Below are 16914 nucleotides of genomic sequence, written 5' to 3' on the forward strand. Positions count from 1 at the left end.
GGGGCGAACACTGCTCCGGGCGCGCTGAGCGTAGGACACCCCGGCCATCGAACCAACTCCCTCCCGACCGACCCGACTCGACCGCTGAGGCCATCTCATGCTCTTCGCCCCCATCGCCGTCGTAGGACGCGGTTGCGTTCTTCCCGGTGCCCTCGACCCCTCCGCGCTGTGGTCCGCCGTCGTCTCCGGCAGCCCCACCCTCACCCCCGTCACCGCCGACCGCTGGGACGTTCCCCCGGTGACCGTGCACGCACCACGACGGCCCTGCCCGGACCGGGTCTGCAGCGACATCGGCGGATTCGTCGAGGGATTCGACACGGTCTTCCGTCCCGCGGCCCTCGGCTGGGACCCCTTCGAAGCCGCCCAGTACGACCCGCTGTTCCGCTGGACCGTCCATGGCGTGGGGGCGGCGCTCGACACCGTGCCCGGCGCCCGGCACAGCACCCGCACCGGTCTCGTCATGGGCAACCTGACGTACCCCACCAAATCACTTGCGCGTATCACCTCGCGGCGCCACCTGACCGGGCAGGCCTTTCCCACCGGCGTGCACGACGCGGCCACCCAGCCACGCAACCGCTTCTCCTTCGGCCACCCCGCCGCACTCGCCGCCACCTTGCACGGCCTGGGAGCCGGCGCCCTGACCCTGGACGCGGCCTGCGCCTCCTCCCTGTACGCCCTCAAGATCGCGTGCGACCGCTTGCACGACCGGTCGGCGGACGTCATGGTGGCCGGCGGGGCGAGCGGCGCCGACAATCTGTTCATCCAGATGGGTTTCACCGCCCTGTCCGCGCTCAGCCCCAGTGGGCGCAGTTTGCCGCTGGACGCCCGCGCCGACGGCCTGCTCCCGGCGGAGGGCGCCGCCTTCGTCACACTGACGCGGCTCGACGACGCCCTCGCCCGCGGTCTCGACGTCCTGGCGGTCATCCGGGGCATCGGCTGGTCCAACAACGGGCGCGGCGTCCTCGTCGCACCCGACGAGGACGCCCAGGAACGCGTCATGCGGGACACCTACCGGCAGTCCGGCATCGCCCCCGAGGACATCGGGCTGCTGGAATTCCACGCCACCGGCACACCCGTGGGCGACGAGGCCGAGATCCGCAGCACGGCGAGGGTGTTCGCCGCCGCCGCGAACCTGCCGATCGGCGCGGCCAAGGCCACCTTCGGTCACGCCCTGCCCGCGGCCGGGATGGTCGGTCTGCTGAAACTCATCGGCGCGCTGGAGGCGGGAACGGTGCCGCCCGTCACCGGGATGCAGGAGCCGTCGCCGGTCCTGGCCGGCACACCCTTCCGACTGCCGCGCGCACCCGAACCGTGGACAGGCCCCCGCCGTGCGGGCCTGAGCGCTTTCGGCTTCGGCGGCAGCAACGCCCACCTCATCCTCGAAGGCCCCCCGGCCCCCTCCCCGCACGAGCACCGGCCACCGGCCCGCCTGCCGGGAGCGCGCCCGCGCGCCGCCGAGCCCGCACCTCCCACCGCGCGACCGACCGTGCCGAAGGACACGGCACCGGTCCTCTCCGCACAGGACGAACAAGCCCCGGCACAGGACGAACAAGCCCCGGCGCACGCCGCCGTGGCCGTCGTGGGACTGGGCGTACGGCTGGGCGCGGGAGCGGACACCGCGGACTTTGTACGCGATCTGGTGACCGGAGGCCGCAAGGAAGGAGAACCCGGCCCCGTCCGCCTTTCTCTCACCGAACTGCACTGCCCACCCGCCGACTTCGCCGACGCACACCCGCAGCACGCCATGCTCATGGCCGCCTGCCAAGAGGCGGCCCACGGCGTCCGTCTGACCGCCGACCGCACGATGGTAATCGTCGGAGCGGAGAGCACCCCGGCGACCAGCGACTTCCAACTGCGCTGGCGTCCCGCGCCGGCGGCGCTCCCGCCGGAAGCCGTGGAGCGGACCGGCAACTCCGCGGCGGTACCGCAACCGCTGTCGGCCAACGCCGCCATCCGGCACATGGGCGCCGTCCTCGCCAACCAGGTCAATGTGGCGCTGAACCTCACCGGCAGCGGTTTCGCCGTGGGCGAGCAGGAGGCGTCCGGCCTCGCCGCCCTGCGCCTCGCCCTGCGCGCGGTACGGGCGGGCGAGTGCGACTCCGCCGTCGTGGGCGCCGTCGGCACCCCCGACGAACCCGTCCACCGGGACGTCCTTGCCGCCCTCGACCGAAGCGCCGAACCCGTGGACGCCGCCGTCGTCCTCACGATCAAACGGGCCGACCTGGCCGCCCGTGACGGCGACCGGGTACTGGCTCTGCTGCCCGGCGATCCGGACCCCGGCAGTGGCCACGGTGGCGACGCCGAACAGGACGGTGCGCCCGCGCTGATCGTGGGGGACATCAGCCCCCGCGACCACGAACGGCCCGGAACCACGGCCCTGGACCTCGCCGCGTTCCTGGGACACGCCGACTGCGCCCACGGCATGGTCGCCGTCGCCGCCGCCGTCGTGGCCCTGAGCCGCGGCGTGCTCCCGCGACCGGGCGCCGCCGCCCGCCCCTGGCTCGGGAAACGCCGGGCACAGGTGACCGTCCGCACCGCCGACACGCACGGCACGCACCACCTGCGCCTGGACGCGGCACCGGGATCTCCCCGAGCCGTCCTCACCGAGCAGCCACCCCGCCTGCACGTGTACAGCGGCGACGGCGTCGCAGACGTACTGGAACACGCCCAGACCTACCAGGAGAGCGACCGCGGCCCCGCCCGGCTCGTCGTCCAGGCCACCGGCGAGGCCCAGCTGCGCGACCGCGTCCAAGCGGCGAAACGCTGGCTGCGCGACGGCGGGGCCCGCCCCGAAGGAGCCCACTACCGCGACCGGCCGATCGATGGAGGCATCGCCTTCGTCTACACCGGGGGGGCCGCCACCTACCCCGACATGGGTCGATCCCTGCTGCTGGCCGCCCCCGACACCCTGACCGAGCTCGCTCGCCGCTCCGGCGGCCCCCTCGGCCCGCTGGTGCAGTGGCTCTACGATGACGCCGACCGCCTCGCCCACGCCTCCGACCGCGCCGACCGCACCGCCATGCAGCGCATCTGGGGCTCGATCATGCTCAGCACCGTCCACACCAGCCTCTCCCGGGACGTCCTGGGCCTGCGGCCTGATGGCGTCATCGGTTACTCCTCCGGCGCCACGAGCGCCCTCATCTGCCTGGATTACTGGCGCGAACTGGCGCCCCTCCTGCGCGACTCGACCGTCGACCCGCTCTTCCACGGACTGCTCACCGGAGCGTGCGAGGCGGTACGCGAGGAATGGCGCGAGCGGGCGATCGAGGGGAAACGCTGGGCCACGCACCTGGTGGGCGCCTCCGCGACGGCCGTGCACGCCGCCCTCGCCGGGGAGCGTGCCGTGCACCTCTCCGCCGACAACAGCCCCACCTGCTGCACCATCGCAGGAGAAGAGGACGCGTGCGCACGCGTCCTGACCGCGCTACGCCCCGACTACGCGTTCCGCCTCGAGTACGACGTCGCTGTGCACGTCCCGGAGGTCGAGCGCGTGGCCGACCGGTGGCGGCGCTTCCACCACCGGCCCGTCACCCCCCTGCCCGGCGTCCGCTTCTACGACTGCGCCACGGCCTCGTCGTTCGAACCCACCGCCGACAGCGTCGCCGACGCCCTGACGGCACAGGCCACCGGCACCATCCGATTCGCCGACACCGTCCGCCAGGCCTACCGGGACGGCGTCCGGATCTTCATCGAACACGGCCCCCGGCAGGCGTGCACCGGCTGGACCGGTGAGATCCTGCGGCGCCGGGAACACTTGGCCGTCGCCCTCGACGCCGCCCCCGACCGATCCCTGCGCCACCTCTTCGACGCCACCGCACAGCTCGCCGCGGCCGGCGTGCGCGTCGACCACGAGGCACTCACCCGGCGCTTCACGCCGCCGCCGTCCCACCTGGCGACGGCGGCCCGCACCATCACCGTCCGCCGAGCCACCGCCACCCTGCCCCCGCCCCTTCCGTCAGCGGTCGCCGAAACCCCTGCCGAGCCGGCGCCCGAGGCCACCCCCGCGCCGCCCGCAGGGACGCCCGGCATCCTCTTCGACCGGGACCAACTCGAATACCTCGCCCGGCACCCGGTGTCCCCCCTGTTCGGGGAGCGCTTCCGCGCCCAGGACGGCAGGCGCCGGCAGACCCGGGTACCGACCCCGCCGATGCTCCTGATCGACCGGGTCACCGGAATCGAGGCCGAACCCGGGACGATGGGCACCGGAGTCATCTGGACGGAGACCGATGTCACCGCCGAGTCCTGGTTCCTCGATCCGGCCGGCCGCATGACCCCGGGCGCCACCGTCGAGGCCGGCCAGGCCGACCTGCTCCTGATCAGCTGGCTCGGCGCCGGCCTCCACCTCGACGAGAACCGGGTCTACCGGTTGCTCGGCTGCGACCTCACCTTCCACGGGCCACTGCCACGGCCCGGAGAAACGCTGCGCTATCGCATCGAGATCACCGGACACGCCCGGCACGAAGGAGTGCATCTGTTCTTCTTCCAGTACGACTGCTGGGTCGGCGACGAACGACGGATCACCGTACGAGGCGGTCAGGCGGGATTCTTCACCGACGCCGAACTCGAGGCCTCGGCAGGCGTGCTGTGGAATCCCACGGAACTCGGGCCCGCCACGGGAGACGTACCGGACGGGACCTGCCGCGTCTTCGACGACGACCAGGTGCGCGCCCTCGTCCAAGGGCGGGCCGACGTGTGCTTCGGACCCGGCTGGGAGACCACCCGCAGCCATCTGAGGACCCCCCGTATCCCGACCGCCGGCCGGCACCAGCTCTTCGACCGGGTCACCCACTTCGAACCCGCGGGCGGCCCGACCGGTGGCGGGTACCTGCGTGCCGAACTCGACCTGAGGAACGACATGTGGTTCTTCGACGGCCACTTCCATGAAGACCCCTGCATGCCCGGCACATTGATGCTCGACGGCGGATACCAGGCCATGGCCTTCCACCTCACGGCCCTGGGCCTCACCGTCGACCGTGACGGCTGGCGCTTCGAGCCGGTGCGCGGCGAATCCTCCCGCATGCGCTGCCGAGGACAAGCCGTGCCCACCAGCCAACAGCTCGTCTACGAGCTGTACGTCACCCGGGTGACGCAAGGCCCGGAACCCGAACTGCGCGCCGACCTGCTGTGCACGGTGGACGGCCGTCCCTCCTTCCACGCGGCCGGCCTGGCACTGAAGCTGGTGCCCGACACCCCGCTCGCCGGCTGGAAAGCCAGGGCCCTGGCTCCCGGGGCACGGTCTGAGACCCTTCCCGTGCCCGCCGCCGACCTGTTCGCCCCGCAGCCCGTGGACCGCGCCGTCGTGGTGGACGGCACCCCCCTGGACCGCGACAGCATGCTGGACTCGGCCTGGGGACCGGTGCGCGACGCACTCGGCCCGGCCTTCCGCGACCTCGCCGAACACCGCCGCCTGCCCCGCCTGCCCGGTCCGCCCTACCTGTGCATGGACCGGGTCACCGCCCTGGGCGCCACCCCCGCGTGCCCTGCCGAGGGAAGCTGGGTGGAGGCCGAGTTCGATCTGCGTGACGACGCCTGGTTCTGGCAGGACGCCGGCGAGCGGCTGCCCACCGCCATCCTCATGGAAAGCGCGCTGCAACCCTGCGGCTGGCTGGCCCAGTTCACCGCCTGCGCCCCCGACAGCGGACAGGACCTGCACTTCCGCAACCTCGACGGGGACACCACCGTGCTCGCCGACGTTCCCCGCTCGACACGGACACTGCGCACCCGGGCCACCCTCACCGGCATTACCACCAGCGACACCATGGTCCTCGTTTTCTTCGCCGTGGAATGCTTCGCCGACGACACCCTCTCGCTCGCCTGCACCACGAGTTTCGGCTACTTCCCCCCCGGCGCCTTCGACCAGGCCCCCGGACTGCGCCGCCCACCGGACCAGGCCGCGCCAGAACCGGCCGGCGATGACTCGGGCGCGCCCCCTCAATCCGTCGACCTCACACGCCGCCCCGAGCGCTACCACACCGGACCGCTGCGCCTGGGCCACCCCCGACTGGTCGTCCCGCAACGCACCGTGCACGACGTGCGCGGCGGCCCGGCCGGCCTCGGCAGCATCAGCGGCGTGAAAGACGTCGACCCCGACGACTGGTACTTCAAGGCGCACTTCTTCCAGGACCCGGTACAGCCCGGCTCCCTCGGCGTCGAGGCCATGTACCAGCTGCTGCGCGCCCTGCTCATCGAGAAGGACTTCGGCGCCGGCATGCGCGCCCCACGCTTCGAGATCGGCAACGCCGCCGAACCCCTCGCATGGAAGTACCGGGGTCAGGTGACCCCCCGTGCCCGACAGACCGTCGTCGACGTCCACATCACCGAGACCACAGAGACGACGGAAGGCCGCTCTGCCCTCGCGGACGCGTGGCTGAGCGTGGACGGAACGGTCATCTACCACGTGCGCAACATCGGCCTGCGCGTGGTGGACGCAGCCCCGCCGCCCGCCCCCGACCACTTCGCCGTCCAGACGCTCGACCCCGCCACGGACACCTGGCTCGGGGACCACCGGCCCACGTGGACCGCACCGGCGCTGGCTGCCACCGTCGTGGCGGACCTGCTCGCGGGCGCGTCCGTCCGCCACACGGGCCGACCCGCCCGCGCCCTGCGCGACATCACCCTGGAACGCTGGGTCGTGCTCGACACGCCGCGCCACCTCCTCGTCGAGGTCCGGGCCCGCCAGGACCGCACAGAGACCGTCCTGCACCTGTGGCGGCCGAGCAGAAAGCGCCCTGATTTCTCGCGCTACGAACCCGTGGCCCGCGCGACCGTCCTGCACACCGAGCCGCCCCTGCCCGAACGACCGCCCGAGTTGCTCGACGCCCGACCGGTCCCCACCTCGCCGTACGACGACGGTCGGCTCTTCCACGGCCCCGCCTTCCAGTCGCTGGTCGCCCTGCACACCGGACCGCGCGGTGCCACGGGAGTCCTGGACGCCGGACGCTGCACCGTGCCGCCGGGAATCCTCGGCCCCGGACTGCTCGACGGCGCCCTGCACGTGATCCCGCACGCGGCGCTGCACCAATGGGACCCGGGCATCCCCTCCGACGTCGCGGCCTACCCGCAACTCATCTCGCGGCTCGACCTCCACGCCCCGCCGCCCACCGGAGGCGCGGTCCGGGTCGAAGCGCGGTTCGCCGGATTCCGCGACGGCGATCCCGGCCGGCCCGAGATCGACGTATGGCTGAACGCCGGGGGAGCGCCGGTGGCCACCTTGCGCATCGAGGAACGTCTGCTGCCGTTGGGACGGCTCGCCCGCTACTCCCCGGAGGAGATCCGAGCCTTCCTCCGCCGCGAACAAGGCTTGCCAGGAGGAGGGCTGGCGCACATCGACGGCCCGGAAACGCACACGGACACCTCCGACGTGCGCATGATCGACTGGTTTCCGCACACCGTCGCCACCGTCTACGACCTGCCCGCCTCGACGCGCGGCGCCGACCTCGTCGACGCCATCGCCCTGCGGGAACACGTGGCACAGCGCCGAGGCATCCATCCCGTCCTGGTCAAACCCGGTCTCGCAGGCCAGGCCCACGCCCTGGACGCCCCCCTGACCCTCCACCACCTGTCCCTGCGCCGCACGACGCGCGGGACGACGGTCACGGACTGCGAGCCGCCGTCCCTCGATGTCGAGCGCGTCATGCGCTGGTGGCGCAAGGAGCACGGGGGCGACTGGCCGGGACACAACGTGCTCGCCGCCCTGCTCCACGGGTTCCTCGCGGGCCTGCACGTCCCGGCTCCGGCCCACGCCGACCCGTCACCCCACCTGCGCGCGGGCCGGCTGTACGTCCACGGACCCGACAGCGAACCGGCTGCCCTCGTCTTCGCCGCGGCGAACTCCGCACTCCGCGAACGCGCCACCCTCCTCCTGCGACCGGAGCCGTGGACCCGTCGACTCCTGTCGGCGATCTTCGACGGGCCGGCCGCGCACCAAGACCCACGCCACTGCCCCTGCGCACCTGACACGTCGGACGTCGTCACCCGGACGCGGGCACACCTCGCCCACGGCGGCGACGTCTTGGTGCTGGCACAGGGAGACGCCGCGGAATCGCTGCACGCCACACTCGGGGCCGCGATCGAAGCACACAACGCCGTCCATCCCCTGCTGTTCCTGCCGCTGCCGGCGAAGACGGCCCGCGAACACCGCGCGCCCGCGCGGCGGCGCGCCTGCCACCATCGCCTTGCCTCCGCTCTCCCGCACGCCTCCTTGCGCCAGGACCCTGTGGCCGTGGTGACAGCCGCCCTCGACGCTCTCGCCGCACCACAACTACCGCACCCCTCGTTCATGCCCCACTCCCTGGGCACCGTCCCGAACATCCGGGGCGAGCGGCGCGCACTGACCCAGGAGGAAGCCGACGACGCCCTGTTGAAGTCCCTCCTCGACCTGCACGCACACACCCCGCACTTGAAGACGACCCCGCCCGCGCCGCCCCCCAGGACGGCGGACCCGCCTCATGACCCTTCCCGCCCACGCCCCTCGCAGCCGGCGGAAACGCTTGAGGCACCCCCCCGGAGGCAACCATGACCCACCGCGCACGCACCGTCTCCACCATCATCGACACCCCGGCGTCACAGCGGGACATCCACCGGCTCGCCACCCGCCTGGGCCAGGGCCACCGCGCGATGCAACGCGAGGTACGCCGCCACCTGCGGTCCATGGTCGCCGTGCGCGGAACACCGTGGACGGACCTGTTCGCCACCCTCATGACGTCCCTGCTGACCAGCACCTGGACCGTCCATTGCGCCCCGGACAACCGCCGGCGCCTGTCCGAGCTCGACAAAGCGGGAGACTGCCTGATCTTCCTTCCCAACCACCGGACGTATGCCGACCCCCTGTTCGTCCAGCGGGCGTCCCAAGGCTGCGGCCTGCCCCGCAACCTGTGGTTCGCCGGCGACAACCTCCGCCTCCCCCTTCTCTCGGGCCTGGCCCGGCGCGCCGGCGTGGTCTTCCTGCGGCGCACGAACACCTCCGACGAGGTGTACGGAACCGCTCTGCGTTGCTACCTGCGCCACCTCGTCGAAGTGGGCGAGAACGTCGAGTGGTACCAGGAGGGCGGCCGCTCCCGGACCGGCCTGCTGCGACCACCGCGCCACGGCCTGCTGCGCTACACGGCGGAAGCCCTCACCGACCTGCCGGGGCGACGGGTCTGGCTCGTCCCCGTCGCCCTCAGTTTTGAACCGCTGCCCGACGCGGCCGACCTGGCCGCGGAGGTCGCGGGTGCTGCCAAGCGCCCCGAGACGCTCCGCTGGTTCCTCCGCTACGTCAGGACCTACCGCGCGGCGGCCGGCACGGCCCACGTCCGCTTCTCCGCACCGATCCCCGCACACGACGGGAAGCGGCCCGCCGACAGCACGGCGGCAGCCCGCGCCGCGACCCTGGCCCGAGACGTCAACCGTGCCCTGAGCCGAGCGACCCCCGTGACCACCCGCACGCTCACCGCCCTCGCCCTCGCCGGATGGGAGACCGACGCGGTGCCCGCGAACCCGCGGCAGCGGGTACGGGCCTGCCTCGCGGCCGCCGACCGGGCGGGCGCCCCCCAGACCGACACCGCGATCCTGCGTACCCCGGACGGGATCGGCCGGGCGATACGCATGCTGTACGCGGCCGGACCCGGCCCCATCGGCCGGGCCCGGCCCGATGCCCCAGGCCTTCCCCTGCCCACCGCCTCGGAACACCCGGTCCCGGACACGGTTCCCGCGATGCTGACGGCGCCGCCCCCGGCGAACACCGACGAGGCCGCCCGGCACGCCACGGCGCTGTACGCGGACCAAGGCGTTCACTGGATGTGGCCACGCGCCACCGCCGAGGTCGCCGCCCTGCGCGCCTCACGGATCGAAGAACCTCTCGCCTGGAACCGCGCGGTGGAGCACCTGCGGCTGCTCATGCGGATGGTGGCCCTGGGGACCGGCATCGGCACCCATCCCCACCTGCTCGCCGGCGCCATCGTGGAACTGCGCCGACTGGCCGCGCCGACGGAGGACGGAAGCCTCACGCCGTGGTCCTTCACACCCGACCTGAACCGCGCCAAGGACCTCATCGCCCCCGACGTCCTGCACCGTGGCGCCGCCAGCCAGCTGCGGGTCCTCAGGTCGCTGTCCCAGAACGGCGACGAGCCGCCGCGTACCGACGACATCCTGCGCGCCGCCCTCGACCCCCCACACCCCGATATTGCACGCGACACCCCGCTCGTCCACCGGTCCGCGCCCTACTGTGCCGCCGTCCTCGTCGACCTCCGGCGCGAGGGACTGCTCAGCGCCGGCCGCGAGGCCACCGCCCGCCGCGCGAAGGCCCTGGCCGAAGCCGAGAACCTCTGGGCCGACCTCAAGGCACTCGACGCCCTACGCGCCGAAAGGACGGCCTGACATGAACGGCCTCACCGTGACCACACGACAGCCTTCGGCATCGGAGACACTTCGCAACCTGCTCGCGGACATCGCCGCCGCGCCCGCCGGCCCTTCCGTGGCGGCCTACTTCGACTTCGACGGCACGCTCATCCGGGGCCACTCGGCCGCTGCCTTCTGCCGCAACCGTGTACGCCATGGTGAATGGCCCCGGGAGGCGTGGCATGCCCTCACGTCGGCGCATCCCAGAGCCATCGCCCGGGACCTCCTGCGCGCTCGCGCCGGCGTCGAGACACACGCCGCCGCCCGTCTGGGCGCGGCGGCGGGAGTCTCCTGGCACGGCCGCCCCCTGGAGCAGCTCAACGCCTTCGGAGAGCGGGTCTACCGCGAGGACATCGCGCCCCGCATCGTCCGCGAGACCTGGCTGCTCGCCCGTGCCCACCAGGCGCGCGGGCACCGGGTATGCATCGCCACGGCCGCGAGCGCCGCCCAGGTCCGCTCCTTCGCCGACGCTCTCGGCGTCGACGATGTGCTCTGCACGCCGGTCCACACCAAGAACGGCACCGTCGACGGTCACATCCCCGTGAGGCTGTGCGCCGGCGTCGACAAGCTCGCCGCGGTACGGCGCCACGCCACCGCCCACGGGGTGGACCTTGCGCACAGCTTCGCCTACTGCGACAGCCACGACGACGTTCCGCTGCTCGCGGCGGTGGGCCGATCCCGCGTGGTGGCGCCACGTCCCTCACTCGCCGCCGAGGCGCGCCGGAGGGACTGGCCCGTTCTGCAGCCCTCCGCCCCTCCACCGCTGCCGCTGGCCCTCGCCGCGACCGCGGCCGCCTCGGCCACCGCGGGCGGTTTCCTCATCTCCGCGCTCGTCGGCGCCCGGAGCACCGTGCCCACTCGCACCGTGCGCCGGAGCAGCCGTCTCGTCCTGCGCGCGGCCGGCGTCCACGTCGCCGTCACCCGTGCCGCCACACGACCCGACAGCGGCCCCTGCGTCTACGTCGTCAACCACACCAGCCCCCTCGACGCCCTCGTCGTCGCGCAGGTGCTGCCCGACGACTGGTGTGCGCTCATCAAGGCCGAGGTGGCGCACACGCCACTCCTCGGGCACTTCCTGCACAGGGCGGGAAACCTGTTCGTCGACCGCGCCGACCGCCGCCAGGCCGCGGCCGTCATCGATCTTTCCGTGTCCCGTCTGGAGAAGGGAACGTCCGTCATCGTCATGCCGGAAGGGACGCGGTCGCGCACACCCGAACCCGGCCCCTTCCGCGCCGGGGCGTTCCGAATCGCCGCCCGTGCCAAAGTCCCGGTCGTTCCCGTCGTCCTGCACAACGTCGCCGACGTCTGCGGCAGAAGCGGCCGGCTGATCCGTCCGGGCCGCGTCCACGTCTCCGTGCTGCCGGCCGTCAACAGCTCCGGCTGGAGCGAGGAAGACGCACCACGACACGCCGAGACCACGCGTGAACTCTTCGTCCGCGCACTGCTTACCGGCCCCACGTCCCATCCCGTGCCGATCCCGGACGCCCCGCCCGGCCGCACCACCGCGACCCCGAGCGAGGAGCCGTGACGTCCCGGCCCCCCGTTCCCTCGCTCCCGCGCCTCGTCCCGGCCCTCGACGAGCGGATCCTGCACGGCTGCCCCGACACCCCCGGCGGTGTCGCCTACCTCTTTCCCGGCGACCCGCCCGCAGGCGCCTGCACGGACGTTCGCGTCCCCTCCGACCGGTCACGTCCGGCGCGCGAGGTCTGGGAGACACACGCCGAACTCTTCGTGGACGGCCACCGGCTCGCCGAGGTGGCGCAAGCCCCGGCAACCACCGCCACCCCCCTGGACCGGGCACGCTGGCGCGCCGCCCGCACCCTCACCGAGTGGGCCCAGCCGGTCGCGACGCTGTCCACCCTGGCCCACCTGCGGGTTCTGTGCGCCGTCGGGCTGCGCCCGGACGCCGTACTGGGAAGCGGATTCGGCGCGGTCGAGGCTCTCCACGCCGCCGGCGCCTTCGACGAGACCACTCTGGTCCGACTCGCCGCCCGCTACGCGGCACAGCACCCGCCTACCCCTGCCGCCGCACGGCGCATGCTCGCCGTATCAGGGCCCGAACAGCGCCTCGCACGACTGACGGCGCTGCCCGGCCGCCACAAGTTCCGCACCGTCGACACCTACGACGACGGTCGCGGCCTGTTGGTCACCGGGAATCACGCAGCGCTGGAAGCGGCCGAGTACTACGGGCGCGCCCTCGGCCTCGAGGCACACCGGGCGGGAGAGGCCGGAGGCAGCGGTCACCTTGCGGGCGGGAGACCAGCCGCACTCCTGAGCGGGCCGGGCGACTTCCTCCACGACCTGGAGAGCCTCCCCTTCGAACGACCTTCCATACCCGTCTACGCGACGCCTGGACCGGTCCACCTCGCACCGGCCGCCGCCTTCCACCGGCGATTCACGGCACGGCTCCCGCAACGGCCGGCGGACGCGGTCGAGGAGATGTACGCAGCGGGACTGCGTGTCTTCGTGGAAGCAGGACCCGGCGACACTCTCACGCGGATCGTGCGGGAGCAGCTGCGCGACCGGAGACATCTCGCCCTGAGCCTGAGCACGGGCACGGGCACGGGCACCGGCACGCGGGACGCCGACCCGCTCCCCACCGTTCTCGCCCGACTGGCCGCGGCCCGAGCCGGTGTCGACGCCGGGACGTCGTAGAACGCCCCCGCCCCCGCGCCCCGCACGTCCGGCCGCGACCGACCACATCAGGACAGTGACCATGAAATTCTCCGTGACCGTGGATCCACAGCCCCCCGCCCCCCGCGCCGCCCTCGACGCCACCGGCCGCCTCACCTCGGCAGAACTCCTCTCTCTGGCCCTCGAAGCCATGACCCCGCTCCTGGACTGCCCCGCGCCGGAGAACACCGAGCAGCGGGACGAACCACCAACAACGCTGTGGTGGCGTGCTGGTGACATTCTCTGCCGCGGCGAGCACCCCGGCCCACCGACCACACTCGACTACGACCTCACCCTCCGGGAGGACGAACAACACCCCGACGGAACCTGCTTGCTCCGCTTCGACCTGGAGTGCCACTCGTCAACGGGCCGGCACCTGCTGACGGCGCGCGATGTCCAGGCTCGATGCGCCAGCGGCCCCGAACTCGCGTCGCCCCTCCCCGCAGCGAGGGGAACGGATTCCGCCGCGGACGTGGTCCGCGGGCGCCCGACGGACGGCGAACGTCCCGTACCCTGCCGTGCGTTCACCGCCGCCCAGGTGCGGGCCTTCGCCGAAGGCCGCCCCTGGGACTGCTTCGGTCCGCGCCTGCGCACCGCGCGCGCACAGGTACGCCCGCCCGCCCTCCCGCGTCACGACGAGCTGTACCTGCGGACCGTCACCCACTTCGACCCGGCAGGCGGCCGTCACGCGGCGGGGCGCCTGCGCGCCGCATACCCGCTGCGGGCGGGCCGCGCACCGCTGAGCGAGGGCGGGAACAGCACCCCGCACGCCACCCTCGGGTTCCTCGTCGAGGGTGTGTCCCAGGCGATGGCCTTCTGCTTGGCGGCTCTCAGTCCCGACCCCCTCAGGGACGGCTGGCGCTTCGACTGGGCGCACGATCACGCGTGGCGACTGGACGCGACCGACTGGCTGCCCACACCGGGGCAGTCGGTCGAGTACGACATCGAGGTCACAGCTCTCAGCGCAAACCCTGTGCCACGGTTGACCGCCGACGTGGTGTGCACGGCCGACGGCCGCACGGTGCTCCGCGTGGAATCGGCCGCTGTGTGCCTCACCCCCGACTACCCCCTGACGCAGTGGCGACGACTCGCCCGGCCCCCGGCAGGGCAACGGGACGAGGTCACGGCCGATCCCGCCGCACTCGCGGGACTCGCCGGTCACGTGGAGCCCCGCCCGGCCGCCGACACCGACGGCTTCCGGTACGACTACCCAGCTGTCCTCGCCACCGCGTGGGGGAGGCCCAGTGACGCGTACGGACCGGCCTACGCCGACGTGGACGACACCCGCAGGCTGCCCCGGCTCCCCTCACCCCCGTTCCTCTTCATCAGCCGGATCGCCGCCGTCGAGGGGCCGCAGGGCGGGTTGCGGGCGGGCAGCGCCGTCACCGCCGAGTACGACCTCCCCGACCCGGACGCGGTCTGGTACCGCACCCTCAACAGCACACCGTCCATGCCGTTCAGCGTGCTGCTCGAAGCGGCCCTCCAACCATGCGGCTGGCTGGCTGCGTACGCCTGCGACCTGCCTGCCATGCCCGGTGACGTACTGCTGCGCAATCTCGACGGCACGATCACCGTCGCCGAGGAGGTATCACGAGACGCACGCCTGCTGCGTACCGAGGCCGAGCTGACGTCCGTCTCACGAACCGGTGACATGGTCATCCAGACATTCGACGTCCGCTGCACGGCGGACGGACGACACATCGCGAGCCTGCAGACGGTCTTCGGCTACTTTCCGCCCACCGCCTTCACCCGACAGAACGGCCTGCCCGCCTCCACGGAGGAGCGAGCGGCTCTTGCCGCACCGTGCGACCACCACGTCGACCTGACCGCGCGTGCCGGGCCACCGCGGGCCGGCACGCTCGGGCTGCCACGTCCCCCGCTCCTGATGCTCGACCGCGTCACCGGGTACTGGCCCGGCGCAGGGAAAGCGGGACTGGGCAGACTCCGCGCCGAGAAGCGGGTCGACCCCGGTGAGTGGTTCTTCCGGGCGCACTTCTTTCAGGACCCGGTACAGCCCGGGTCGCTGGGTCTTGAAGCCATGATCCATTTACTCCAGTTCTGGATGATCGACAACGAACTGACCGCCGGTCTTCCGCACCCGCGTTTCGAACCAGTGCGCACCGGACACGCCATGACGTGGAAGTACCGGGGACAGGTGGTCCCGGATGACGCCCTCATCACGGTGGAGATGGACATCACGCGCGCCGGCGTCGACGAGAAAGGCCCCTTCGCCACGGCCGACGCATGGCTGTGGGTCGACGGTCGCCGCATCTACCAGGCGCGGGACGTGGGAGTCCGCGTCCTGCACGCGATGCACTCATGAGCGAAGCGATCAGGAGAATCCCCCATCAACACACCATCCGGCACCGAGCCCGGCCCTACCGGGTCGTCCTCGTATCCGGTCGCTCCTGGTACCTGCGCGGCGACCTGTACGCGACTCTCCTGCGCACCGGCATCCAGTGCCTCCCCGAAGCCCTGCTTCACTCCGAGCCGGAACTGCGGCACCGCGGCAACACCTGTCTGCTCGTGGCCGCCTGGGCCGACTACGACGCCAGCAGCCTGGGCCCCTACCACGAGTTCATGGTCCTCGGCGTCACCCGGATCCGTCCACCGGTTCAGGTCACGGTCCTGAAGATCTGGGTCGACAGCGCCGCCTCCCTGGCCGGCGCCCGCGCGCTGTGGAACATTCCCAAACAACTCGGCGACTTCACTCCTGGGGAAGGCCCCGGCCACCGCCGCACGCTGCGGGCGGACGGTCGCCTCGTCGTCTCCTGCGACTTCCGGCGGAAGCGTCGCCTTCCCACGGCGACACCACTGCCGTTGCACGTGGCGCAGCCCTGGCCCGGCGGCGTCCAGCGCACGTTGTACCTCCTGTCGGGCCGCAGCGGTGTCCACGGACAGCGGGCCGTCCGGGTGAGCGGTCAGTTGCTCTCCTTGTGGGCGGACAGCTCATCTCCCTGCCCGGTATGACCTTTGATCCCTCGGATGGGGGTGCGTGTTGAGTTGACGCCGTTACTGATGGCCGTCGGGAGTCGTTGGGGTGGCGTGGATAGCTTCCCTGACGAGCACGGCCTGATTCCTGTTCCCAGCGCCGCCCTGGTGGGTGCGTATTGGTTGGACACACCCGTTCACGAGACGGATGACTGCATGTGGTGTGTCCAGATGCGAGCATCCGATGCCCAGCGGCATGGTGCTGGGAGGAACGTTGCTTCTGGCGGGCGGTGGGGCCGGTCTGTGGCCGGGTTCAGGCGCCAGAGTTGAGCGGGACGACGCCGTCACCGCTGGTGGCCTGGGTCAGCCGCAGCGAGGAGCCTTCGGTCAGGACGATGTGCGCGTGGTGCAGGAGCCGGTCAACTGCGGCGGTGGCGAGCGTCTTGGGCATGATCGAATCGAAGCCTGATGGGGCCTTCCCCCGTGAAGGTGGGCACGCGGTTATTGATGACGCGGCGAGTGTGAGTTTAGGGGTGTGGTGTCGGTGTTCGTATTCGTTGGGGCTGAGGTGGCCATTGGCGGAGTGCCGGCGGCGGGTGTTGTAGCGGGTCAGCCAGGCGAAGACGGTCCTGCGGCAGGTGCTGGCGTCGCCGTAGTGGTGGGCGCCCTGGAGGGTCTCGCGTTTCAGGGATGCATGGAAGCTTTCGCAGGCCGCGTTGTCGGCGCTGGTGCCGACCGCGCCCATCGACCGGGTGACCCTGAGCTGGTCGCAGAGGCTGGCATAGGCCCGGGAACCGTATTGGGCGAGTTCAACCGGTCGTTGCAACACCGGGCTGCCGTAGTGAGCGTAGCTGCTCCTCGAAGACCTCGGCCGGTGTCTTCCAGCCGAGGATCTTGCGGGGTCGGTTATTGATTGCCAGGGCGACGGCTTCG

6 protein-coding genes and 2 pseudogenes are annotated in these 16914 nt (G+C 72.3%); 6 read left to right on the forward strand and 2 right to left on the reverse strand.

All coding sequences use genetic code 11. The features are described 5' to 3' along the window. Positions 1-97 precede the first annotated feature (97 nt). From ACWD11_RS33675 to ACWD11_RS33700, 6 genes are all read left to right on the forward strand, one after another. Positions 98-8518: a beta-ketoacyl synthase N-terminal-like domain-containing protein gene (locus tag ACWD11_RS33675; RefSeq protein WP_451287685.1), complete on the forward strand. Its 8421-nt coding sequence runs from the start codon at positions 98-100 to the stop codon at positions 8516-8518. Beyond that, positions 8515-10356, forward strand: a complete 1842-nt coding sequence (locus ACWD11_RS33680) for a 1-acyl-sn-glycerol-3-phosphate acyltransferase (protein ID WP_389421284.1) — start codon at positions 8515-8517, stop codon at positions 10354-10356. Before ACWD11_RS33675 ends, ACWD11_RS33680 begins: the two co-directional genes overlap by 4 nt. Position 10357: 1 nt before the next feature. Beyond that, complete coding sequence (locus tag ACWD11_RS33685) at positions 10358-11905, forward strand: HAD-IB family hydrolase (RefSeq protein WP_389421283.1); 1548 nt, start codon at positions 10358-10360, stop codon at positions 11903-11905. Further along, complete coding sequence (locus ACWD11_RS33690) at positions 11902-13032, forward strand: hypothetical protein (protein WP_389421282.1); 1131 nt, start codon at positions 11902-11904, stop codon at positions 13030-13032. The genes ACWD11_RS33685 and ACWD11_RS33690 overlap by 4 nt, the downstream gene beginning before the upstream one ends. A 61-nt stretch (positions 13033-13093) precedes the next feature. Continuing rightward, positions 13094-15373, forward strand: a complete 2280-nt coding sequence (locus tag ACWD11_RS33695) for a hypothetical protein (RefSeq protein WP_389421281.1) — start codon at positions 13094-13096, stop codon at positions 15371-15373. After that, a complete protein-coding gene (locus ACWD11_RS33700; protein WP_389421280.1) occupies positions 15370-16020 on the forward strand; it encodes an acetoacetate decarboxylase family protein in 651 nt (216 codons plus the stop codon). Before ACWD11_RS33695 ends, ACWD11_RS33700 begins: the two co-directional genes overlap by 4 nt. Positions 16021-16294: 274 nt before the next feature. Here ACWD11_RS33700 and ACWD11_RS33705 read toward each other — a convergent pair. Further along, a pseudogene (locus ACWD11_RS33705) lies at positions 16295-16459 on the reverse strand (ATP-binding protein); the annotation flags it as partial. 63 nt (positions 16460-16522) lie between these two features. Next, positions 16523-16780, reverse strand: a pseudogene (locus ACWD11_RS33710) (integrase core domain-containing protein); the annotation flags it as partial. Positions 16781-16914: the final 134 nt, after the last annotated feature.

It is taken from the genome of Streptomyces sp. NPDC002776 (assembly GCF_053592195.1).

Excerpts from the sequence above, each read along its gene's own strand:
- ACWD11_RS33675 (WP_451287685.1), top strand. The coding sequence starts at position 98 with ATGCTCTTCGCCCCCATCGCCGTCGTAGGACGCGGTTGCGTTCTTCCC.
- ACWD11_RS33680 (WP_389421284.1), top strand. The coding sequence starts at position 8,515 with ATGACCCACCGCGCACGCACCGTCTCCACCATCATCGACACCCCGGCG.
- ACWD11_RS33695 (WP_389421281.1), top strand. The coding sequence starts at position 13,094 with ATGAAATTCTCCGTGACCGTGGATCCACAGCCCCCCGCCCCCCGCGCC.
- ACWD11_RS33700 (WP_389421280.1), top strand. The coding sequence starts at position 15,370 with ATGAGCGAAGCGATCAGGAGAATCCCCCATCAACACACCATCCGGCAC.
- ACWD11_RS33685 (WP_389421283.1), top strand. The coding sequence starts at position 10,358 with ATGAACGGCCTCACCGTGACCACACGACAGCCTTCGGCATCGGAGACA.